The organism is Kitasatospora sp. NPDC040550, from assembly GCF_055594965.1.
The window spans coordinates 21,885-42,371 of the sequence record NZ_JBVIWC010000047.1 but is presented as its reverse complement, the minus strand read 5'-3'; the positions used below and the strand labels follow the sequence as shown (position 1 = coordinate 42,371).

General features: G+C 73.3%; 23 protein-coding genes. 17 read left to right on the top strand and 6 right to left on the bottom strand.

Going from position 1 to position 20,487, the window contains the following annotated elements; translation table 11 throughout:
* The 3 genes from ACZ58X_RS38990 to ACZ58X_RS38980 all read left to right on the top strand — a co-directional run.
* Positions 1 to 96, top strand: a 96-nt coding sequence (locus tag ACZ58X_RS38990; RefSeq protein ID WP_157849844.1) for an acyl-CoA dehydrogenase family protein, incomplete at its 5' end; no start/stop codon positions are given.
* Between the two features lie 166 nt (positions 97 to 262).
* Complete coding sequence (locus ACZ58X_RS38985; RefSeq protein WP_470338308.1) at positions 263 to 1,129, top strand: oxidoreductase; 867 nt, start codon at positions 263 to 265, stop codon at positions 1,127 to 1,129.
* A 117-nt stretch (positions 1,130 to 1,246) separates the two neighbouring features.
* A complete protein-coding gene (locus ACZ58X_RS38980; RefSeq protein ID WP_470338307.1) occupies positions 1,247 to 1,714 on the top strand; it encodes a GNAT family N-acetyltransferase in 468 nt (155 codons plus the stop codon).
* 117 nt (positions 1,715 to 1,831) lie between these two features.
* On the opposite strand, the gene ACZ58X_RS38975 is transcribed toward ACZ58X_RS38980, so the two are convergent.
* Positions 1,832 to 2,428: an NAD(P)H-dependent oxidoreductase gene (locus ACZ58X_RS38975; RefSeq protein WP_470338306.1), complete on the bottom strand. Its 597-nt coding sequence runs from the start codon at positions 2,426 to 2,428 to the stop codon at positions 1,832 to 1,834.
* A gap of 126 nt (positions 2,429 to 2,554) precedes the next feature.
* Between ACZ58X_RS38975 and ACZ58X_RS38970 the strand changes: the two genes are divergently transcribed.
* A complete protein-coding gene (locus ACZ58X_RS38970) occupies positions 2,555 to 3,004 on the top strand; it encodes a MarR family winged helix-turn-helix transcriptional regulator (RefSeq protein WP_470338305.1) in 450 nt (149 codons plus the stop codon).
* A gap of 20 nt (positions 3,005 to 3,024) precedes the next feature.
* On the opposite strand, the gene ACZ58X_RS38965 is transcribed toward ACZ58X_RS38970, so the two are convergent.
* Complete coding sequence (locus ACZ58X_RS38965; RefSeq protein ID WP_470338304.1) at positions 3,025 to 3,396, bottom strand: MerR family transcriptional regulator; 372 nt, start codon at positions 3,394 to 3,396, stop codon at positions 3,025 to 3,027.
* A gap of 82 nt (positions 3,397 to 3,478) precedes the next feature.
* Here ACZ58X_RS38965 and ACZ58X_RS38960 point away from each other — a divergent pair, with 82 nt between their 5' ends.
* From ACZ58X_RS38960 to ACZ58X_RS38950, 3 genes are all read left to right on the top strand, one after another.
* Complete coding sequence (locus tag ACZ58X_RS38960) at positions 3,479 to 4,585, top strand: alkene reductase (RefSeq protein WP_470338303.1); 1,107 nt, start codon at positions 3,479 to 3,481, stop codon at positions 4,583 to 4,585.
* 70 nt (positions 4,586 to 4,655) lie between these two features.
* Positions 4,656 to 5,156 (top strand): peptidylprolyl isomerase, encoded by a 501-nt coding sequence (locus ACZ58X_RS38955; RefSeq protein WP_470338302.1) that lies wholly within the window; start codon positions 4,656 to 4,658, stop codon positions 5,154 to 5,156.
* Between the two features lie 175 nt (positions 5,157 to 5,331).
* Positions 5,332 to 6,165: an arylamine N-acetyltransferase family protein gene (locus tag ACZ58X_RS38950; protein WP_470338301.1), complete on the top strand. Its 834-nt coding sequence runs from the start codon at positions 5,332 to 5,334 to the stop codon at positions 6,163 to 6,165.
* 39 nt (positions 6,166 to 6,204) lie between these two features.
* Here ACZ58X_RS38950 and ACZ58X_RS38945 read toward each other — a convergent pair whose 3' ends face one another.
* Positions 6,205 to 7,479 carry an LCP family protein gene (locus ACZ58X_RS38945; protein WP_470338300.1) on the bottom strand — a complete coding sequence of 425 codons (1,275 nt, stop codon included), beginning with the start codon at positions 7,477 to 7,479 and terminating at the stop codon, positions 6,205 to 6,207.
* Here ACZ58X_RS38945 and ACZ58X_RS38940 point away from each other — a divergent pair.
* From ACZ58X_RS38940 to ACZ58X_RS38915, 6 genes are all read left to right on the top strand, one after another.
* Positions 7,478 to 7,735: a putative leader peptide gene (locus ACZ58X_RS38940; protein ID WP_470338299.1), complete on the top strand. Its 258-nt coding sequence runs from the start codon at positions 7,478 to 7,480 to the stop codon at positions 7,733 to 7,735. The two genes, ACZ58X_RS38945 and ACZ58X_RS38940, sit on opposite strands and share 2 nt — an antisense overlap.
* Before the next feature lie 48 nt (positions 7,736 to 7,783).
* Positions 7,784 to 8,338, top strand: a complete 555-nt coding sequence (gene ssuE / locus ACZ58X_RS38935; protein WP_470338298.1) for an NADPH-dependent FMN reductase — start codon at positions 7,784 to 7,786, stop codon at positions 8,336 to 8,338.
* 255 nt (positions 8,339 to 8,593) lie between these two features.
* Positions 8,594 to 9,379, top strand: a complete 786-nt coding sequence (locus ACZ58X_RS38930; protein WP_350509632.1) for an ABC transporter ATP-binding protein — start codon at positions 8,594 to 8,596, stop codon at positions 9,377 to 9,379.
* A gap of 19 nt (positions 9,380 to 9,398) precedes the next feature.
* On the top strand, positions 9,399 to 11,966 hold the full coding sequence (locus tag ACZ58X_RS38925; RefSeq protein ID WP_470338297.1) for an ABC transporter permease: 2,568 nt from the start codon (positions 9,399 to 9,401) through the stop codon (positions 11,964 to 11,966).
* Positions 11,967 to 12,276: 310 nt separating this feature from the next.
* A complete protein-coding gene (locus ACZ58X_RS38920; protein WP_470338296.1) occupies positions 12,277 to 13,317 on the top strand; it encodes a glycosyltransferase family 2 protein in 1,041 nt (346 codons plus the stop codon).
* Between the two features lie 27 nt (positions 13,318 to 13,344).
* A complete protein-coding gene (locus tag ACZ58X_RS38915; RefSeq protein ID WP_470338295.1) occupies positions 13,345 to 13,959 on the top strand; it encodes an acyltransferase in 615 nt (204 codons plus the stop codon).
* On the opposite strand, the gene ACZ58X_RS38910 is transcribed toward ACZ58X_RS38915, so the two are convergent.
* The 3 genes from ACZ58X_RS38910 to ACZ58X_RS38900 form a co-directional block, all read right to left on the bottom strand.
* Positions 13,960 to 15,453, bottom strand: coding sequence for an LCP family protein (locus ACZ58X_RS38910; protein ID WP_470338294.1), 1,494 nt, complete (start codon positions 15,451 to 15,453; stop codon positions 13,960 to 13,962).
* Positions 15,454 to 15,602: 149 nt separating this feature from the next.
* Positions 15,603 to 16,829, bottom strand: a complete 1,227-nt coding sequence (locus ACZ58X_RS38905) for an LCP family protein (protein ID WP_470338293.1) — start codon at positions 16,827 to 16,829, stop codon at positions 15,603 to 15,605.
* A 35-nt stretch (positions 16,830 to 16,864) separates the two neighbouring features.
* A complete protein-coding gene (locus tag ACZ58X_RS38900) occupies positions 16,865 to 17,656 on the bottom strand; it encodes a TIGR03089 family protein (protein ID WP_470338292.1) in 792 nt (263 codons plus the stop codon).
* Between the two features lie 104 nt (positions 17,657 to 17,760).
* On the opposite strand from ACZ58X_RS38900, the gene ACZ58X_RS38895 reads away from it, so the two are divergent.
* The 4 genes from ACZ58X_RS38895 (at position 17,761) to ACZ58X_RS38880 (ending at position 20,483) form a co-directional block, all read left to right on the top strand.
* Positions 17,761 to 18,906: a peptidoglycan recognition protein family protein gene (locus ACZ58X_RS38895; RefSeq protein WP_470338291.1), complete on the top strand. Its 1,146-nt coding sequence runs from the start codon at positions 17,761 to 17,763 to the stop codon at positions 18,904 to 18,906.
* Between the two features lie 72 nt (positions 18,907 to 18,978).
* Positions 18,979 to 19,899, top strand: a complete 921-nt coding sequence (locus ACZ58X_RS38890) for a DNA-3-methyladenine glycosylase family protein (RefSeq protein ID WP_470338290.1) — start codon at positions 18,979 to 18,981, stop codon at positions 19,897 to 19,899.
* Positions 19,900 to 19,944: 45 nt separating this feature from the next.
* Positions 19,945 to 20,217 (top strand): type II toxin-antitoxin system Phd/YefM family antitoxin, encoded by a 273-nt coding sequence (locus tag ACZ58X_RS38885; protein ID WP_470338289.1) that lies wholly within the window; start codon positions 19,945 to 19,947, stop codon positions 20,215 to 20,217.
* Positions 20,214 to 20,483 carry a type II toxin-antitoxin system RelE family toxin gene (locus tag ACZ58X_RS38880; protein ID WP_470338288.1) on the top strand — a complete coding sequence of 90 codons (270 nt, stop codon included), beginning with the start codon at positions 20,214 to 20,216 and terminating at the stop codon, positions 20,481 to 20,483. Before ACZ58X_RS38885 ends, ACZ58X_RS38880 begins: the two co-directional genes overlap by 4 nt.
* The last annotated feature ends 4 nt before the right edge of the window (positions 20,484 to 20,487 follow it).

Below are 20,487 nucleotides of genomic sequence, written 5' to 3'. Positions count from 1 at the left end.
CCGGTGGAGCGGATGATGCGGGACGCGAAGATCACCCAGATCTACGAGGGCACCAACCAGGTCCAGCGGATCGTCATGGCCCGCAACCTGCCGTAGCCGTCCGGTACTTCGCAACGGCCCCCGACCGCCGCCGTGCGGTCGGGGGTCGTTCGTCGTCGGCTGTCGTCCGGCATCGAACTTTCCTGGACGAACGGGCCGCCGAATGTCATAAATGATCGTCAACTCGTTTGCCGAGCACGATCATTGCGGGAGACCACGGATCATGAGCAGCACCCCCGAGCAGCGCGCCGACGGCAAGGTCTGGCTGATCACCGGCGCCAACTCCGGCTTCGGCCAGGCGATCGCCGAGGCCGCGCTGGCGGCCGGCGACACCGTCGTCGCGGCGGCCCGCCGCCCCGAGACGCTGGCCGAACTGGCCGCCGCCCACCCGGGCCGGCTGGTCCCGGTGCGGCTGGACGTCACCGACCAGGAGCGGATCCCCGCCGTGGTCGCCGAGACCGTGCAGCGGCACGGGCGGATCGACGTGCTGGTCAACAACGCCGGGCGCGGCGTGATCGGCGCCGTCGAGGAGACCACCGACGCCGAGCTGCGCGACCTCATGGAGCTGCACTTCTTCGGTCCGGCCGCGCTCACCCGGGCCGTGCTGCCGCACATGCGGGCCCGGGGCACCGGTGCCGTGGTGCAGATGAGCAGCATGGGCGGCCGCTTCTCCTTCCCCGGCGTCGGCGCCTACTCGGCCACCAAGTTCGCCCTGGAGGGGCTGTCCGAGGCGCTCGCCCAGGAGGTGGCCGGCTTCGGGATCAAGGTGCTGGTCGTCGAGCCGGGCGCGTTCCGGACCGGCTTCGCCGGCGGCGGCGCGCTGGCCCACTCCGCCCCGATCGAGGCCTACGAGCCGCTGGTGGGCCCGGTCCGCACCGGCCTGCCGGACTCCGACGGCAAGCAGCCGGGCGACCCGGCGAAGGCCGCCGCGGCGATCCTGACCGCGCTGGCCGCCGAGCGGACCCCGCTGCGGCTGGCGCTCGGCACCGACGCGGTGGACGCCGTCCTCGGCAACCTGGACGGCGCCCGCCGGGAGGCCGAGGCCTGGGCGGCGGTCGGCCGCGGCACCGACTTCCCGGCCGGGGCCTGATCCCCGCCCCGGGCGCGCGCCCGCCCGGGCCGCGCGCCGGGTCTGGATCCCCGCCCCGGCGGCCCACCGGGGAAATCCGGGCGACGGCGGGCAGCCCGGCTGCCTAGGCTGCCCGCCATGTCCGACCGGATCAGCCTCGCCCGGCTCACCCCCGAGAACATCGACGCCGCCCTCGCCCTGCGGGTCCGCCCCGACCAGGAGGGCCTGGTCGCCCCGGTGGCGAAGTCGCTGGCCGAGGCGTACGTGTACGGGGACACGGCCTGGCCCCGGCTGATCGTGGACGGCGGCCGGCCGGTCGGCTTCGTGATGGCCTTCTTCGACCTCCGCTTCCACCCCGAGCGGCCCGACGACCTTCCCCGTTCCGGCCTGTGGCGCCTGCTGGTCGACGCCGGGCGGCAGGGCGGCGGCTACGGCCGGTTCGCGGTCGAGCAGGTCTGCGCGGAGATCCGTCGCCGCGGCGGCACCCGGGCGACGGTCACCTACCACCCGGGCCCGGACGGCCCCGCCGGGTTCTACGCCCGGCTGGGCTTCCGTCCGACCGGCGAGCAGAGCGGCGACCAGGCCGTGGCGGAGGTCGAGCTGTAGCCCCCTCGCCCGGGCCCCCTCGCCCGGGCCCCCTCGCCCAGGCCGGCTCGTCCGGGCCCCCTCGCCCGGGCCCCCTCGCCCAGGCCGGCTCGTCCGAGCCCCCTCGCCCGGGCCGGCTCAGTCGAGCAGCGCGGCCGCCTGCTCCCGGGCCTGCCGCAGCCATTCGGCGCGCTCGGTGGCGGGGGCGCCGGTGACGGTGCGGAACACCGTCCGTCGTACGTCGGTGACGCCGACGTACGGCAGCACGCAGGCCGCCCAGATCCGCTCCAGCGGGTCGCCGAACTCCTCGCGCTCCCGGGCTTCGGGGGTGTCCGAGGTGTTCAGCACCAGGGCCCGCCCGGCGCGTAGCAGTCCGGCGGGTTCGCCGTCCGCGGTGCCGAGCTTGTACGCGACGCCGGGGACCAGCACCCGCTGCACCCAGCCCGCCAGGACGGCGGGCGGCATGCCCCACCAGTTGGGGTGGATCAGCACCAGGGCGTCCAGGGTGGCCACCTCGGCGCGGTGCGCCGCGAGTTGCGGGTCGGCGGCGGCCCCGGCGTCGTCGACCGTGCCGGTCTCCCCGGCGGTGAGCAGCGGTGCGAAGCCGTCGGCGTACAGGTCGTGCGCCCGCACCTCGCAGCCGCGCCCGCGCAGTTCGTCCACCACGGCCTGGTACAGCGCGTGGTTGAAGCTGCCCGGCCGCGGATGCGCCAGGTAGACCCCGATGCGGTTCATGTTCCGCCCCCCTCAGGCTGGTTGGAGGCCGATGCTACTGGCCGGCCGGTCCGGTCGCGGCCTGCGGGGCGCCCTTTGCCCCCGGTACTGTGTGCACACGCACGCAATCTCGGTAGGATGAACGGCATGGACCGCGCCGATCTCTCCCTGGGCCCCCTGTCGGAGCAGGACCACGCCTTCTACGGCCTGGTCTGGGCCGGCACCACGCTGGCCGCCCGGGTGGACCGGGAGCTCGCCCGGGTGCACGGGCTGCCGCTGTCCTGGTTCGAGGTGATGCTCTGGCTGGCGGGGCAGCGGGAGCCGGTGGCGGCCTCCGACCTCGGCGCCAAGACCATGCTGAGCCGCAGCCAGGTCTCCCGGGTGGTGGACGCCCTGGCCGGGCGCGGGCTGGTGGACCGCACGCCCTCGGCCTCGGACGCGCGCTCGGTGCGGATCGAGCTGACCGAGCAGGGCCGGGCGCTCTTCGCCGAGGCGGACGCCACCCGGCGGGCCGCCCTGGCCCCGGTGTTCACCGACCGGCTGGACGCGGCGGACGTCGCCGCCCTGGAGACGGTCTGGCGCAAGCTCAAGGCCTGAGCCCCGCCGGGGGTGGGCGGCTACGCGGCGGCGGACCGCCCGGCGGCGCCGGCGATCACCTCGTCCAGCACCTCGCGGGAGCGCAGCAGATCGGTGATCATCCGGTCGATCCGGTCCCGCTCCGAGGCGAGCTCCTCGACCAGCAGCGGGGTGGCGATCTCGTTCGGGCCGCCGTCGGAGTCCCGCATGCAGGGGAGGATCTTCTGGATGGTGCGGCTGTTCAGCCCGGCGGCGAACAGCTCCTGGATGTGCACCACCCGGTCCACCGCCATCTCCGGGTACTCCCGGTGGCCGCCCGTGGTGCGCCGGGCCACCAGCAGGCCCTGCTGCTCGTAGTAGCGCAGCGAGCGCTCGCTGACGCCGGTGCGCCGGGCCAGTTCGCCGATCCGCATGCCGTCACCCCGCCGTTCCTGTCGAGGGCCTGAGAGCCGAAGCCTTGAACCTGACACCGATGTTAGCTTCTACCGTTCCGGCATGACGACGAACACGGAAACCAGCAGCCTCTTCCAGCCCACCCGCCTCGGCCCGCTGTCGCTCCCCAACCGCCTGGTGATGGCCCCGATGACCCGCACCCGGGCCGACGCCGACGGGGTTCCCGGCCCGCTGATGGCCACCTACTACCGGCAGCGCGCCGGCGCCGGGCTGATCATCGCCGAGGCCGCCACCCCGAACCCGGTCGGCCGGACCTACGCCAACATCCCCGCCGTGTACGCCCCCGAGCACGTCGCCGGCTGGCGCGGCGTGACCGGCGCGGTGGCCGGGGCCGGTGGCCGGATGTTCCTCCAGCTCCAGCACGGCGGCCGGATCGGCCACCCGGACAACAGCGGGCTGCACCCGGTGGCGCCCTCACCGGTCGCCCTGCCGGAGCCGATCCACACCCCGGGAGGGTCGCGCGAGTCCGTCGTCCCGAGGGAGCTCACCGTCGAGGAGATCCGGCAGACCGTGGCCGACTTCGCGGCCGCCGCCCGCAACGCCGTCGAGGCGGGCTTCGCCGGGGTCGAGGTGCACGGCGCCAACGGCTACCTGCTGCACCAGTTCCTCGCGCAGAACACCAACCGGCGCACCGACGCCTACGGCGGCCCGGTTCCGCACCGGATCCGCTTCGTCGCCGAGGTGGTCCGGGCGGTCGCCGCCGAGATCGGCCCCGAGCGGGTCGGCCTGCGGCTCTCGCCCGGCAGCACCCTCCAGGGCATCGCCGAGGGCGACACCGCCGAGCTCTACCGCGCCCTGGTCGGCGAACTCGCCGGGGACGGCCTGGCCTACCTGCACCTGGTCTTCGCCGACCCGGCGGACGCCGTCTTCCAGGAGATCCGCAAGACCTGGCCCGGTGTCCTGATCGCCAACCCCGCGCTCGGCTGGGGCGGGCCGCTGCCCGAGGACGGCGGCCGGGCCGCCGCCGAGGCGCTGCTCGCGGCCGGCGCCGACCTGATCTCCTTCGGCCGGGGCTTCCTGGCCAACCCCGACCTGGTCGAGCGCCTGCGCACCGGCGCCGCGCTCAACCCGCTCCGCGACGGGCTGATGTACTCCGGCGGCCCCGAGGGCTACACCGACTACCCCACGCTGGACGGACGAGCCGGATAACACGCCGCCGTGACCTCGCGCCCTACGGGGGTGGCGCGCGACGCGCGGCCGCTCGTGCCATGATCCCTGCATGGGTTCCAACGTTTTCTTCGACATCACCATCAACGACGAGCCGGCGGGCCGCATCGTCTTCAAGCTGTACGACGACGTCGTCCCGAAGACCGCCCGCAACTTCCGCGAGCTGGCCACCGGCCAGAACGGCTTCGGCTACGAGGGCTCCGGCTTCCACCGCGTGATCCCGGCCTTCATGCTGCAGGGCGGTGACTTCACCAACCACAACGGCACCGGTGGCAAGAGCATCTACGGCGAGAAGTTCGCGGACGAGAACTTCAACATCAAGCACACCCGCCCGGGCCTGCTGTCGATGGCCAACGCCGGCAAGAACACCAACGGCTCGCAGTTCTTCATCACCACCATCGTCACCGACTGGCTGGACGGCAAGCACGTCGTCTTCGGCGAGGTCGTCGAGGGCATGGACATCGTGAAGAAGATCGAGGGCCTCGGCTCGCAGAGCGGCCGCACCTCGGCCGCCATCAAGATCGCCAAGTCCGGCGAGGTCGAGTCCGTCTGACCGCAGCCCTCCTGGGCCCTGACGCACGCCACCGCCCCGGAGCGGGGAGTCGGATCTGCCGATCTCCCGCTCCGGGGCGGTGGTGTCTCCTGGGGGTGCGGCCGGGGACCGTCGGACACGTCCTAGGCCGAAGGACCGATGCCGGACGCCCGTCGACCGGGTGGAGAATGGGCGGGTGGATCATGAAAAGGCGTACGAGGGGCTGACCCCGGCCGCGCGAGCGGCCTACCTGGAGCGGATCGGGGTGCCGAATCCCGGGGCGCCGTCGGCGGCGGGCCTGGCGCGCTTGCAGGAGGCCCATCTGCGGGCCGTCCCGTTCGAGAACCTGAGCGTCCACCTCGGCGAGCCGATCGTGCTGGACCCGGCGGCGCTGGTGGCGAAGGTCGTGGACCGGCGGCGCGGCGGCTTCTGCTACGAACTCAACGGTGCCTTCGCCGAGTTGCTGCGCTCGATGGGGTACCGGGTGAGCCTGCTGGCCGCCCGGGTCTTCGGCGGGGAGCAGCCCGGGCCGCCGTTCGACCACCTGGCGCTGCGGGTCGACCTGGACGAACCCTGGCTGGTCGACGTGGGGTTCGGCCGGTTCACCCGGCTCCCGGTGCGCCTGGACAGGCGCGACGAGCAGTCCGACCCGCACGGCACGGCGCTGCTGCGGCCGTGCGGCGACGACGGCGACCTGGACGTCCTGCTGGACGGGGCGCCGCAGTACCGGATCGGCCGACGCCCGTACCCGCTGGCCGACTTCGTGCCGACCTGCTGGTGGCACGCCACCTCGCCGCAGTCCCCGTTCGCCCGGGGGACCACCTGCTCGATGCTCGCCGCGGACGGCGGCCGCACCACCCTCAACGGCACCCGGCTGGTCCGCACCGCCCCCGACGGCACCCGCACCGAGGAGCAACTCACCGACGCCGCCGCGCTGTCCGCGTACCGCGAGCACTTCGGCATCGCGCTCGACCGGCTGCCGGTGGCCGCCTCCGCCCGAACGGGCGGCAGCCCGACGGGCCCCGCCTGACGGCCGCAGGGGCCTGTCCGCCGGACAGGCCCCGGGCGGCTACTTGAACTCCGGCACCGCGGTGTCGTTCTTGAAGGCCTCGAAGACCTGCTTGGACTTGGCCGCATCCCACTGCACCGCCGACTCGCCGGTCTTGGTGTGGTAGTCGGCGTTGCCGATCGGGACGGTCATGCTCCTGCCGCCGCCGCCGTTGACGTCCTTCATGGCGAGGAAGAGCGAGCCCAGGTCGGTCAGTCCGCAGTCGTCGTCGACGATCAGGGTGCCGAGCGCCGAGTCGACCAGCGGGTAGAAGGTGAACGGGTTGAGCACGGTGCCCGGGGAGGCGGCCTGGTGGGCGAGGGCGCCGAGGAACTTCTGCTGGTTGCGCATCCGGCCGAGGTCCTGGTCGGCCATCTGGTGGCGCTGGCGGACGAAGGCCAGGGCCTGGGTGCCGTTGAGGGTCTGGTCGCCGGCCTTGAGGTCGAGGCCGGAGTCCTTGTCCTTGATGTCCTGGTCGATGTGCAGCTGGACGCCGCCGACGGAGTCGACGATGCCGGCGAACCCGGCGAAGCCGATCTCGGCGTAGTGGTCGATGCGGATCCCGGTGTTCAGCTCGACGGTCTGCACCAGGAGCCGGCCGTTGCCGGTGGCGAAGGCCGAGTTGATCTTCGAGGTGGTGGCCTTGACGGTCTTCCCGGCGCTCGTCCTGAACTCGGGGATCGGCACCCAGGAGTCGCGCGGGATGCTCATCAGCGTGTTCCCGTGGTCCCCGATGTGCAGGATCATCATCGAGTCGCTGCGCTTGCCCTCGACGTCGTGGCCGGTGTGCATGGTGTCCATCTGGGACTCGCTGAGGCCCTCGCGGCTGTCGGAGCCGACGATCAGCCAGTTGGTGCCCTTGCCGGCGGCCGGGCGGCCCGGGTAGTCGGCCAGCACGTTGTCGTGGTTGAGCTTGGAGTCCGCCCAGAACCAGGTGGAGACGCCGGTCACCATGACGGCGATCAGCAGGCCGAAGACCGTCCACTTGACGATCCGCCGCCGCGGCCAGCGCCGGGCCTGCGCACCGCCCGGCCGCGCACCGCCGGGGCCGCCCGGACCGCCGGGCCGACCCGGTCCGCCCGGTCCGCCGGGGCCCGGCCGTCCGGGACCGCCGGGGGCGCCCTGCGGCGGGACGCCGCCCAGGCGGTGCGGCGGTTCCGGCTGCCGGGGGGCGGGCGCGCCGGCCCCGCGCGGGTTGAGGGAGGCCGGCAGCGGTCGCTCGGACGCCGCGCCGCCGCCGTTGCCTCCGTAGGGGTTGCCTCCGCCGCCCGGGCGGCCCTCCTGCCACGTGTTCATGCCGTCGAGGATGCCCGACCCCGGTCCGGCTGACTCCCCCCGGGGTCCCGGCCAGGCCTCTTGTAGCAGTTTTGATGCACGTACCGGATCGTTCCGGTGTGAAACGCGCCCGTCACCGTCGTTCCGGCTGCTGAAACGATTCTTGACCGGTTCGAACGCACCGTGTTTGCATTTCGACATGGATCAGAGTTGGGCACTCACGCGTCGGCGCCACGTCGACCTCCAGCGTGTGTCCGGTTCGCTCTGTCGCCGCTGAAGCGCGCCCGTCGAGACCACCGACCCGCTTCCAGCCAGAGGTGAACCCATGGCCACCGTCTTGTCCGTTTCCGGCTCCCCGTCCGCCACCTCCCGCACCACCCGGCTGCTGCGCCACGTCGACGCGCGCCTGGTGGACCGCGGCCACCACGTCATCCCCTTCGAGGCCCGCAGCCTGCCCGCGCAGGCCCTGCTGTCCGGCGACTTCGACCACCCCGGGATCGTCGCCGTCACCGAGCTGTTCGCCCGCGCCGACGGCGTCGTCATCGGAACCCCCGTCTACAAGGCCGCCTACTCGGGCCTGCTCAAGGCCCTGCTCGACGTGCTCCCGCAGTACGCGCTGGCCGGCAAGGCCGTGCTGCCGCTGGCCACCGGCGGCTCGCCCGCGCACGTCCTCGCCGTGGACTACGCGCTGCGCCCGGTGCTCAGCTCGATGGGCGCCGGCCACATCACCCAGGGCTGGTTCGTGCTCGACCGCCACATCACCGCCGGGGAGGACGGCCGGACCCTCGTCGAGTGCGAGACCGACGCCCAACTCGTCCCCGTCGTGGAGGGGTTCGCCGACGCCCTGGAACGGCTGGCGGCACCGGTGCTGGCCGGCTGAGCCGCCGGCGGCCCGGCCCCGTACGGGGCGTCCCCGAGGCGGCCCGCGGCACCCCCTAGGGGGAGGGGGCGCCGCACCCGTAGAACCTTGGTTGCAGCGCTTCATTCCGACGGAGGACGAGCCGTCCGGGACCGGCTCCTAACGTGGTTCCTACATCCCCGCCCCACACAGCGCGGCCCGATCCGATCGGGTCCGCCGACCGACCGCGTCGGGAGGGTGGGGGTCGACGGGTGGGCCACTTCTTAGGAGACTCCAGTGACGACGGCAGCAGCCGTGTACGACCCCCAGCTTCCCGGCGGACCGTCCGCCGTCGCCGCCTCGGCCCGCCAGGTGACCAAGGCCTACGGTTCGGGCGAGACCAGGGTCACCGCGCTCGACGCGGTCGACGTGGACATCCAGCGCGGCCGCTTCACCGCGATCATGGGCCCCTCCGGCTCCGGCAAGTCGACCCTCATGCACTGCCTGGCCGGGCTGGACACGGTCACCAGCGGGCAGATCCGGATCGGCGACACCGAGATCACCGGCCTCAAGGACAAGCAGCTGACCCGCCTGCGCCGGGACAAGATCGGCTTCATCTTCCAGGCGTTCAACCTGCTGCCGACCCTGAACGCGCTGGAGAACATCACGCTGCCGATGGACATCGCCGGCCGCAGACCCGACCAGGCCTGGCTGGACCAGGTGGTGGAGACCGTCGGCCTGGCCGGCCGGCTCAAGCACCGCCCCACCCAGCTCTCCGGCGGCCAGCAGCAGCGCGTCGCGGTGGCCCGCGCCCTGGCCGCCCGCCCCGAGATCATCTTCGGCGACGAGCCCACCGGGAACCTGGACTCCCGGGCCGGCGCCGAGGTGCTGACCTTCCTGCGCCGCTCGGTGGACGAACTGGGCCAGACCATGGTCATGGTCACCCACGACCCGGTCGCCGCCGGCTACGCGGACCGCGTGCTCTTCCTCGCCGACGGCGTGATCGTCGACGAGATGCACGCGCCGACCGCCGACTCCGTCCTCGAACGCATGCGCCGTTTCGACGGCAAGCGCACCAGCTGAGCGGCGGGACGACGAAACCATGCTGCTCAAGACCTCACTGCGGAGCTTCTTCGCCCACAAGGGCCGGATGGCGCTCTCGCTGATCGCCGTCGTACTGTCGGTCGCCTTCGTCTCCGGCACCCTGGTGTTCTCCAACACCGCCACCAGCACCTTCTCCAAGCTGTTCGCCGCGACCGCCTCCGACGTCTCGGTCCAGCCGCCCAAGCCGGCCGACGACGAGGACCCGCAGGCCGGCGACAAGCCCGCCACCGTCCCGGCCGCGCTCGCCCAGCAGGTCGCCGCGCTGCCCGGGGTGAAGACCGCTGTCGGCCAGGTGATGGTCGGCAACGCGATCCTGGTCAACCCGGCCACCAACAAGCTGGTCGGCCCGACCAGCGGCGCACCCACCCTGGTCGGCAACTGGACCGACACCCCGCGCAACGCGGTGAAGCTCACCTCCGGGCACGTCCCGCAGAACTCCGGCGAACTGGTGCTGGACGCGGACACCGCCAAGAAGGCCGCCCTGGCCGTCGGCGACCGGATCCGGGTCGACAACGCGGGCGGGCAGCACCCGTACACGATCGTCGGCATCGCCACCTTCACCACCACCAACCCCGGTGCGGCGCTGGCCTTCCTGGACACCCCGACCGCCCAGCAGGTGCTGCTCGGCGAGCAGGCCTACACCTCCGTCGAGGCCTACGGCGACGGCAGCCGCACCGACGACCAGCTCAAGGCCGACGCCCTCGCCAAGGTCGGCGGCGGCTACCAGGTCAAGACCGCGACCGAGCAGAAGGACGAGAACACCAAGTCCATCGGCAGCGGCCTCGACTTCATGAAGTACGCGATGCTCGGCTTCGCCGGGATCTCGCTGATCGTCGGCGGCTTCCTGATCATCAACACCTTCTCGATGCTGGTCGCCCAGCGCACCCGTGAGATCGGCCTGCTGCGCGCCATCGGCGGCAGCCGCGCCCAGGTGAACGGCTCGGTGCTGGTCGAGGCGCTGATCCTGGGGGTGCTCGGCTCGACCCTCGGGGTGGCGGTCGGCCTCGGCGTCGCCGTCGGCCTGATCAAGCTGATGAACGCGATCGGCATGGACCTCAAGGCGAGCGACCTGGTGATCGGGCCCGACGTCTTCGCGGCCGGCTACGCGGTCGGCATCCTGATCACCGTGATCGCCGCCTGGATCCCGGCCCGCCGGGCCAGCCGGATCGCCCCGATGGCCGCCCTGCGCGACCACGGCACCCCGGCCGAGGCCCGCTCCAACGTCGTCCGGACGATCCTCGGCGTGCTGCTCACCGGCGGCGGCGCGGGCCTGCTGGTGCTCGCCGGCCAGGCGGACAAGGCGGGCACCGGCGGGCAGCTCCTGGGCCTGGGCCTGCTGCTCACCCTGATCGGCTTCGTGGTGCTCGGCCCGCTGCTGGCCACCGTCGTCATCAAGGTGCTCGGCGCCCTGCTCCCGGCCCTGTTCGGGCCCTCCGGCAAGCTCGCCCAGCGCAACGCGATGCGCAACCCGCGCCGGACCGGTGCCACCGCCGCCGCGCTGATGATCGGGCTGGCGCTGGTGATCGGCTCCTCGGTGTTCAGCGCCTCGGCGGTGACCTCGGCGAGTGAGCAGATCGACCGCTCGGTGGGCGTGGACTACATCATCTCCGGCGGTCCGACGGGCGTCACCGGGGAGATGATCGACGCGGTGAAGCGGACCCCGGGCATCGACCACGTCACCACCCAGGTCGGGTTCGACAACGGGCGGATCCGGCTGGCCGACGGGCAGAAGGCGCGGACCAGGCTGACCGCCGTGCCGGCCGGCTTCTTCGGCACCGACTTCCACGCCACGGCCGTCGCCGGCTCGGTGGACTCGATCGGGAACGGCTCGCTGGGCATCGGCGAGACCTTCGCCAAGGACCACGACCTGCGGCTCGGCGACCAGGTCACCGTCGACTACGGCGGCGGCCGCACCCAGCAGCTCCCGGTCGGCGTGGTCCTCAAGAAGGGCGGGCTGTTCGGGGACGGCTCCTTCGTCGGCCTTGACACCGTCACCAAGGTGGTCCCGGCCGCCGACCAGACGGTCGGAACCTTCTTCGCCAAGGCCACCCCGGGCACCGACGTCGCCAAGACGCTCACCGCCCTGGAGGACGCGCTGCGGCAGTACCCGCAGCTGACCGTCAAGGACCAGGCCGGCTACAAGGAGCTCGTGCAGTCCCAGGTCAACACCCTGCTCTACCTGATCTACGGCCTCGTCGGCCTGTCGATCACCGTCGCGGTGCTCGGCGTGGTCAACACCCTGGCCCTCTCGGTGGTGGAGCGGACCCGCGAGATCGGCCTGCTGCGGGCGATCGGGCTCTCCCGCCGCCAGCTGCGCCGGATGATCCGGCTGGAGTCCGTGGTGATCGCCCTGTTCGGCGCCGTGCTCGGCACCGGGCTGGGACTGGCCTGGGGTGTCACCGCCCAGCGGGTGCTGCGGGACCAGGGCCTCGGGACGCTCTCCGTCCCGACCACCACGGTCGTGGTGACGCTGGTCTCCTCGGTGGTGATCGGTCTGGTCGCCGCCCTCGTACCGGCCTTCCGGGCCGGACGCATGAACGTCCTCGCGGCCATCGCGACGGACTGACCCGGCGACGGGGGACGTCGGGTCACCCCACGGGGGAACGGGGGAACGGGGGAACGGGGGAACGGGGGAACGGGGGACGGGGGCCGGGTGCGCACGAGCACCCGGCCCCCGCGCCGTACGTGCCGTCCGTCGTTCACCTGGCCCGCCGAACCCACCCCGAATCTGCACGGTTCCCCCGCCGATTCGGGCCCGGGCGCCCGGGGCGGTACGGTGATCCCGATCACGGCACCGGTGTGGCCCTCCAGGGGTGCCCGGAGCCACCGGACCGGGACAAGACGGATATGCGTCGACACCGGTACGGTTGGCCCCGATGAACACCAAGGCTGCTGAGGAGCTGCCGGCTGTTTCCGTGATCATGCCGGTGCTCAACGAGGAACGACACCTGCGCACGGCGGTCCGGCGCATCCTGGACCAGGATTACCCCGGACCGATGGAAGTGGTGATCGCCCTCGGCCCCTCCACCGACCGCACCGCCGAGATCGCGGCCGAGCTGGTGGCCGAGGATCCGCGGGTGCGTACGGTGGAGAACCCCACCGGCCGCACTCCTGCGGGGCTGAACGCCGCGATCCGGGGCTCGCAGTACCCGATAGTGGTACGGGTGGACGGCCATGGGCTGCTCACGCCCGGCTACATCGCCACCGCGGTCCGGCTGCTCGGCGAGATGGACGCCGCCAACGTCGGCGGCATCATGCACGCCGAGGGCGAGACCGAGTGGGAGAACGCGGTCGCGGCCGCGATGACCTCCAAGATCGGTGTCGGCAACGCGGCCTTCCACACCGGCGGCCTGGCCGGCCCGGCGGACACCGTGTACCTCGGGGTGTTCCGGCGCGAGGTGCTGGAGCGGCTCGGCGGCTACAACGAGGAGTTCATCCGCGCCCAGGACTGGGAGCTGAACTACCGGATCCGCCAGGACGGCGGGCTGGTCTGGTTCACCCCGCAGTTGAAGGTGACGTACCGGCCGCGGCCGTCCGTCAAGGCGCTGGCCAAGCAGTACAAGGACTACGGCCGGTGGCGCCGGGTGGTCACCCGCTACCACCGGGGCTCGGTCAACCTGCGCTACCTGGCCCCACCGAGCGCGCTGCTCGCGGTGGTGCTCGGTCTGGTGCTGGGCGCCGCCGTCCACCCGGCCTTCCTCGCGGTGCCCGGCGTCTACCTGCTGGGCATCCTCGGCGGTGCCGCGGTCGAGGGGCGCGGCCTGTCGTTCCGGGCCAGGGCGCTGCTGCCGGTGGCGCTCGCGACCATGCACCTGAGCTGGGGCTTCGGCTTCATCACCTCACCCCGCTCGCTGGCCCGCCGGGTGATAAGGAGCGTCGGCCCGTCCTCGAAGGACGTGCTCTCCCGGGCACGTTGACGCCCGGACCGGCTACCGTCGGTCCGCATGGGGACAGTTGAGGACGGTGCGGGCACGGCCCGGATCGAGCCGGGCGCGGACGTCGACGAACGGGCCGCGCTCGGCGCCGGCACGCGGGTCTGGCACCTCGCCCAGGTCCGCGAGGACGCGGTGGTCGGCGCGGACTGCGTGATCGGCCGTGGCGCCTACCTCGGGCCGGGCGTGCGGATCGGGGACCGGGTCAAGGTCCAGAACCACGCGCTGGTGTACGAGCCGGCGGTGGTCGAGGACGGGGTGTTCATCGGCCCGGCCGCCGTGCTGACCAATGACCGCTACCCGCGCGCGGTCACCCCCGACGGCCGCCCCAAGGGCCAACTCGACTGGCGTGCCGAGCCGGTGACGCTCCGTCAGGGCTGCTCGATCGGCGGCCGCGCGGTGCTGGTCGCCGGGGTGACGGTCGGCCGCTGGGCGCTGGTCGCGGCCGGCGCCGTGGTGCACCGGGACGTCCCGGACTTCGCCCTGGTGGCCGGGGTGCCCGCCCGCCGGATCGGCTGGGTCGGCCGGGCCGGTGAGCCGCTCGGCCCGGCCGGGCCGGGGCTCTGGACCTGCCCGCGGACCGGCGAGCGGTACCGCGAGACGGACGGAACCCTCGCCCCGGTGTAGCTACTTGGCGCACACGTCGACGTCGTCCGCCTGTACCCGCTGGAGGTCCTTCGGGGCCTCGGTCGGCTGCTGCGCGGGGGCCGTCAGGGCGTCCTTGCCGAGGACCACCAGCAGCGGGTCCTTCGGGCCCGCCTTCGGGTTGGGCTTCACGGCGTCGGCGGGCAGCCCGAGGGCGGCGGCCAGCGCCGCGGCCTCGGCCTCCTGGCCGGCCGGGTGGGACACCGTGGTGGTCGCGGCCGGGGGCGCGTCGGAGCCGACCGCGGCCTTGGCGAAGCCCTTCCCCTTGAGCTTCTCCACCGTCGGCCCGGACTGTCCGCGGGTCCCGCTGCCGTTGCGCACCGTCACCTGGACGCCCTTGGTGTCCACCGCCGGGGCGGTGGTGGTCGGCGCGGCCGAGGCCTCCGGGGCGGCGGCCGGAGCGGCCGTCTCGGTCAGCGAGCGGTCGCCCGCGATCATCGAGAACACCTGTCCGGCGTCCGGCTGGTGCAGGACCAGCCGGTCCTTGTTGCTGGGGTCGTCCAGCACCGGGACGGTGGTGAAGGTGATGTTCTTGGTGTCCACCTTGCTGATGTCCTGCGCCAGGTTCTTGAGCTTGTCGACGCTGCCGATGCCGGAGTCCACGGTGAGCGCCTTGGTGGCGGCGTCCGCGAGCTGGTAGAGCTTGCTCGGGCTGGTCAGGGTGTCGTCGCTCTTGATCTTGCGGATCATCGAGCTGATGAACTGCTGCTGGAGCGGGATCCGGGTGAGGTCACCGCCGAAGCCGACCGCGTGCCGGGTGCGGACGAAGGCCAGCGCCTCCTCGCCCTGGACGACGTGGCGGCCCTTGGACATCTTGAGGTGCGAGTCCTTGTCGTCGATGTCCTTGGCCGCGCAGACCTCGACCCCGCCGACGGCGGTGGAGAGCGTCTTCACCGCCTCGAAGTTGACCTGCACGAAGTGGTCGACCCGGATGCCGGTCAGCTTCTCCACGGTCTTCCAGGTGCAGCCCGCGTCGCGGCCGTCCTGGCCGAGGCTGTTGTTGAACATGTCCCGTGCCGCGCCCGGGATCTTCCTGCCCTTGTCGTTCTGGCACTCGGGTATCGGCACCATCAGGTCGCGCGGGATGCTGACCACGGTCGCGTTGGAACGGTCCTTGGCGACGTGGAACAGCAGGGTGGTGTCGGCGTGCCCGGTGCTGCCCGCGTCGCCGTACTCGCGCCCGAGGCCCTGCCGGCTGTCGGTGCCGATCACCAGGATGTTCAGCGCGTCCCCGGCGGCCTTGGGCCGCTCCTCCTCGTTGCCCAGCTGGACCTTGACCGAGGTCAGGTTGTTGTTGAAGTGCTGGTACAGGTAGTAGGCCCCGCCGCAGCCGGCGACCATCACCAGGGCGCCCGTCCCCGCCGTCCACTTGAGCACCCGGCGCCGCCGCTGCCGCTTGGCGGCCTCGGCCCGGCGCTTGGCCTCCCGCCGGCTCCCCCCGCTGAACCGACCGGTGTTCGTTTCGTCCTGCTGCACGGGGATCCCCTACGTCCGGCCGGTCACGGAGGCCGACCCGCCGGGTGACGGGTCGATCCGGACACACTAGACGAGCCGAACGGGGGAATTGTTCCGAGTGTGATCTCAGTCATGTTTGAGCAATGAAAAAGCAAAGCCCAGCGGCGAGTTCAGTGCTGGGCGCAGGCGTCCACGTCGGCGGTACGTCCCTCGAAGGTGGGCGAGGCGCTCGCCGAGGGTGACGCCGTGGCCCCGTCGGAGCCCGCTGCCGCTCCAGGGCCCGACCCCGCGTCCGGCGCGGGCGCCGAACCGGGAGGCCGGAGGGCCAGCGGCCGGTCGGCCCGCAGCGCGTCGAACAGCTGGGTGGTCTGCGGCTGGACGAACTCGTCCCGGTCCGAGTCGTAGCGGTACGGGCGGCGCGGCGCCGTCAGGAAGACCACGTCCGCGGAGGGGATGCCGCGCAGGTCCTGGGTGAGGTCGTACAGCGCGCCGAGCGAGGACAGCCCGCCGTCCGCCTTCACCGAGGAGGTGGCCGCGTCCAGTACCGGCCACAGCTTGGCCGGGTTCAGCAGCACCCCCTGCGACTGCACCTTGCGGATCAGCGAGGCCAGGAACTGCTGCTGGCGGCCCATCCGCTGGGTGTCGCTGCCGTCGCCCAGGCTCTCCCGGGCCCGGACGTAGCCGAGCGCCTGCTCGCCGCGCAGCAGCTGACGGCCGGCCGGGAGGTCCAGCTTGGCGTCCTTGTCGTGGATCGGCTGCGGCACGCACACCTCGACCCCGCCGATCGCGTCCACCATCGTCTTGAAGCCGCTGAAATCGAGGATCACGTAGTGGTCGATCCGGATGCCGCTCAATTGCTCGACGGTGCGGATCGAGCAGGCCGGACCGCCCAGCTCGAACGCCCAGTTGAACTGCATCGTCCCCGGCTTGCTGCGGCTGCCGTCCGGCTTCTCGCAGGAGGGCACGGTGACCATCACGTCGCGCGGGACGGAGACCGCTGTCGCGCGCTTCCGGTCGGCGGCCAGGTGCAGCAGGATCGTGGTGTCCGAGCGCTGGGTGCCGGTCTCGCCGCCGTAGGAGGAGTTCGTGCCGGAGCGGTCGTCACTGCCGATCAGCAGGATGTTCTCGGCGCCCTTGGCCCCCGCCGCCCGGCTCGGGCGCTCGGCCTCCAGTTCGGCGAGCAGCCGGTCGGTGGCCGAGTCCGTCCTGATGTTGCCGTCCAGCTTGCGGTAGGCGATCCAGAGCAGCACGCCGGTGGCGACCAGGAGGAACGCGACGGCGCCGGCGGTGATCATCAGCCACCGCCGGCGCCGTCGCGGGCGTCCCGGTCCGCTCGGGGGAGCGTGCTCCGGGGGAGTCTGGTCGGTCGGGGGGTGCTCGGTGTCGTCCTCGGCCATGGCAGGGATCCCTACCCGCCGGGACCGTCCCGGGGTCAGCCGAGGCGGACAGTCACCCGTTCGGATTCGGAGCGCTTCTCCCACTGCCCGGCGTCCAGCCCCTGGGAGTTGCGGCACAGCACCACCGAGGCGCCGGCCGCCAGCGGGGCCAGCAGGCCGGCCTCCAGGCCCGCCCAGTCGTCGAAGGAGAGGGTGGACATCACCCGGTCCCCGGGCTTGAGGCCGATCCGCGCGGCGCCCTCCCGGGCCAGCGCGACGGTCTGCTCACCGGTCAGTTTCAGCGGCAGCCCGTCCACCGAGGTCTCCAGCGCCTGCCCGTCCGGGGCGACGGGGGAGTACGGCGCGAAGCGGTCGCCCTGGCCGGGCACCTCGGCGGCGTAGTCGAGGAAGCCGTCCGGGCGGTGCGGGAAGCGGCCGCCGAGCGGGCGCAGGGCGAGCGCGACCCGCTCGCCCCCGCAGGCCTGGGCGGCCTCCAGGCCGTCCGGGCCGCTCACCACCAGGTCGGCGTCGGCCGGGTCGCCGGCCGGCACCGCCGTCACACCGACGGACCAGCAGGCCAGCAGCCAGACGGCGCTCTGCCAGTGCGCGGGCAGCAGCAGCGCGGCGCGGTCGTCCGGACCGGCGTTCAGCTCGTCCTGGAGGAGGTTGGCGGTCTTGGCGACCCAGTTGTCGAAGGTCCGGGCGGACAGCTCCACCCGTTCGCCGGTGGCGTCGTCGTAGAAAGTGACCAGCGGGGCCGCGGGATCGACCGAAGGGGTGCCGCCGCGCAGGTATGCGTGCAGCAGCTCGACGGGGGTGCGGGCATCGGCAGCGAATGGCGCAGTCATGGTGCGCCCCAGCCTACGGCCTTCGGGTGGCAGGTCGGGAGGGGCGGCCGAGCGGGCGCGGGGCGGCGTGGCGGGCGGTCCGGTTTGCGGCGACGATCCCCCTTATGCACCTCTCGACCAAGGCCGCGCGCCTCCCGTTCCCGGCCGCGCTGCTCGCCGGCTGCACCGCCGCCCTGCTGCTCCAGCCCGCATCCGCGGCCTCCGCCGTGCCCCGTGCCCCCGGCGGCGAGCACCGTGACTTCCCCGGCGGCGGCCGCACCGTCTCGCTCCGGCTCCCCGACGGGCACGGGCTCCCGCCGAGCACGACCGGCCCCTTCGAACTCCTCGGCGTCGGCTGGGACGGACCGGCGGGAGCACTGGACGGCGGGAGCCTGCGGGTCCGCACCCGGGACGCGAGCACCGGCCGCTGGAGCGACTGGCACACCCTGGAGACCGACACCGACGACGGCCCCGACCGCGCCCCGCGCGGCGCCACCGCCCCGCTGTGGACCGGCCGCAGCGACGGCGTCGCCGTCGAGTTCCGGCCCGGCCCGGCCGGACCGCCGCCCGGACTGCGGCTCGACCTCGTCGACCCCGGCGCCGGCGCCCCCGCCCCGGCCGCCACCCGGACGGTGCCCGCGGCACCCGCCGCCGAGGACGGCCACCAGGCGCCGCGCCCGGCGATCGTCACCCGGGCCGGCTGGGGCGCCGACGAGTCCCTGCGCGACCCGGGCTCCGAGTACACCGGCCCGGTCCGCGAGGTGTTCATCCACCACACCGCGACCGCCACCGACTACGCCTGCTCCGACGCCCCCCGGGTGATCAGGGGCATCTACCAGTACCACGTCAAGACCAGCGGCTGGCGGGACATCGGCTACAACTTCCTGGTCGACCGCTGCGGCACCGTCTACGAGGGCCGGGCCGGCGGCGTCGACCGGCCCGTCCACGGCGCCCACACCCTCGGCTTCAACACCGACTCCTCCGGCGTCGCCGCGATCGGCACCTACGTCGACGCCACCCCGCCCCAGCCCCTCCTCGACGGCCTCGCCGCGATCGCCGCCTGGAAGCTCGGCCTCACCGACCGGCCCGCCGACGGCCGCACCAAACTCACCTCCGCCTCCGACGCCAGCCGCTACCCCAAGGGCACGGTCGTCGACTTCGACGCGATCTCCGGCCACCGCGACGCCTTCACCACCGAATGCCCCGGCAAGGCCCTCTACGCCCGGCTCCCCGAACTCCGCACGGCCGCCGCCCGGCTCCAGGCCTCCTAGCGTCCGCCCTCGAACTCCTGCCCCCGCCCCACGTATCGTTCATGGCCTCAGGCACCCCAGGAGGCGACAGCGGTGACGGGCGGCGAAGCGGTACGGCGCTGGCGGCCGGGCTTCCCGCTCGACCCGGTCCGGACCCTGCTGCCGCTGCGCCGGGGCCCCGCCGACCCCTCGTACCGCACCGCGGGCGACGGCGCCGTCTGGCGCGCCTCCCGCACCCCCGCCGGCGTCGGCACCCTGCGGGTGCTGCCGCACCCCGGCGCGGGCGAGGTGGAGGCGACCGCCTGGGGCCCGGGCGCCCAGTGGCTGCTCGACCGGCTGCCCGCCCTGCTCGGCGCCGAGGACCACCCGGAGGCGCTGGTGCTGCCCCCGGGCCCGCTCCGGGACGCCCAGCGCCGCACCATCGGGGTGCGGCTCACCCGGACCGACCTGGTCCTGGAGTCCCTCGTCCCCGCGATCCTGGAACAGAAGGTCACCACCGACGAGGCCTACCGCGCCTGGCGCACCCTGCTACGCGACTTCGGCACCCCGGCCCCCGGCCCGGCCGAGGGCATGCGGGTGGCCCCGTCGGCCCGCGAATGGGCGATGATCCCGAGCTGGGAGTGGCACCGGGCCGGCGTCGACCCCAAGCGCTCGGCCACGATCCAGCGCGCCGTCCGGCTGGCCCCCCGCCTGGAAGAGGCCTCCACCATGGCCCACGAGGAGTCCTTCGCCCGCCTGACGGCCGTCCCGGGCATCGGCACCTGGACCGCCGCCGAAACCCTCCAGCGCAGCAACGGCGACCCGGACGCCGTCTCGGTCGGCGACTTCCACCTCCCCAACCTGGTCGGCTGGGCCCTGGCCGGCCGCCCCCGCAGCGACGACACCCAGATGCTCGCCCTGCTGGAGCCCTACCGCCCCCACCGCCACCGCCTCTGCCGCCTCCTCCTCGCCACCGGCACCCACGCCCCCCGCTACGGCCCCCGACTCACCCCCAACGACCACCGAAACCGCTGACCCGAAGCCCGACCCGGTGTACGCAGTGATGTGTACGCTGGATTCATGGCTGACGCAATGAGCATCCGTGAGGCCCGTGCCCACCTTGCCGAGGTGGTCAGCCGGGCGGAGGACGGCGAGATCACCGTGATCACGCGCAAGGGCGAGCGCGTCGGGGCGTTCGTGCCGATCGAGATCCTCGACGCCATAGAGGAGGCGGAGGACGAGCTCCTCGCCCGGGAGGCGCGCAAGCACCTGGACGAGCCGACCGTCACCATGGCCGAGCTGATGGCGGACCTGTTCGGACCGCCCGCGGACTCCGCGGGGAGCGCTGCGTGAAGTACGCCTTCGGCTTCACCTCGCACGCCCGACGGCAGCTGCGCGCGATCGGCCGGCTCGAGGCGATGCGGATCCTCACGGCACTCACCGCGTTGGGGGACGACCCGTTCGCGGTCGGACCGGACGTCAAGAAGCTGACCGGTAACGACGGCCTCTACCGGCTCCGGGTCGGCGACGTCCGGGTGGTCTACCAGGTCCGCAGCGATGTGCTGCTGATCCTCGTCGTCCACGTCGGCAATCGCCGCGACGTCTACCGCGGGCTCTGACGCG

Coding starts and splice junctions, on each gene's coding strand:
- ACZ58X_RS38985 (WP_470338308.1), top strand. CDS start 263: ATGAGCAGCACCCCCGAGCAGCGCGCCGACGGCAAGGTCTGGCTGATC.
- ACZ58X_RS38980 (WP_470338307.1), top strand. CDS start 1,247: ATGTCCGACCGGATCAGCCTCGCCCGGCTCACCCCCGAGAACATCGAC.
- ACZ58X_RS38975 (WP_470338306.1), bottom strand. CDS start 2,428: ATGAACCGCATCGGGGTCTACCTGGCGCATCCGCGGCCGGGCAGCTTC.
- ACZ58X_RS38970 (WP_470338305.1), top strand. CDS start 2,555: ATGGACCGCGCCGATCTCTCCCTGGGCCCCCTGTCGGAGCAGGACCAC.
- ACZ58X_RS38965 (WP_470338304.1), bottom strand. CDS start 3,396: ATGCGGATCGGCGAACTGGCCCGGCGCACCGGCGTCAGCGAGCGCTCG.
- ACZ58X_RS38960 (WP_470338303.1), top strand. CDS start 3,479: ATGACGACGAACACGGAAACCAGCAGCCTCTTCCAGCCCACCCGCCTC.
- ACZ58X_RS38955 (WP_470338302.1), top strand. CDS start 4,656: ATGGGTTCCAACGTTTTCTTCGACATCACCATCAACGACGAGCCGGCG.
- ACZ58X_RS38940 (WP_470338299.1), top strand. CDS start 7,478: ATGCCGTCGAGGATGCCCGACCCCGGTCCGGCTGACTCCCCCCGGGGT.
- ACZ58X_RS38945 (WP_470338300.1), bottom strand. CDS start 7,479: ATGAACACGTGGCAGGAGGGCCGCCCGGGCGGCGGAGGCAACCCCTAC.
- ssuE (WP_470338298.1), top strand. CDS start 7,784: ATGGCCACCGTCTTGTCCGTTTCCGGCTCCCCGTCCGCCACCTCCCGC.
- ACZ58X_RS38925 (WP_470338297.1), top strand. CDS start 9,399: ATGCTGCTCAAGACCTCACTGCGGAGCTTCTTCGCCCACAAGGGCCGG.
- ACZ58X_RS38920 (WP_470338296.1), top strand. CDS start 12,277: ATGAACACCAAGGCTGCTGAGGAGCTGCCGGCTGTTTCCGTGATCATG.
- ACZ58X_RS38915 (WP_470338295.1), top strand. CDS start 13,345: ATGGGGACAGTTGAGGACGGTGCGGGCACGGCCCGGATCGAGCCGGGC.
- ACZ58X_RS38905 (WP_470338293.1), bottom strand. CDS start 16,829: ATGGCCGAGGACGACACCGAGCACCCCCCGACCGACCAGACTCCCCCG.
- ACZ58X_RS38900 (WP_470338292.1), bottom strand. CDS start 17,656: ATGACTGCGCCATTCGCTGCCGATGCCCGCACCCCCGTCGAGCTGCTG.
- ACZ58X_RS38895 (WP_470338291.1), top strand. CDS start 17,761: ATGCACCTCTCGACCAAGGCCGCGCGCCTCCCGTTCCCGGCCGCGCTG.
- ACZ58X_RS38885 (WP_470338289.1), top strand. CDS start 19,945: ATGGCTGACGCAATGAGCATCCGTGAGGCCCGTGCCCACCTTGCCGAG.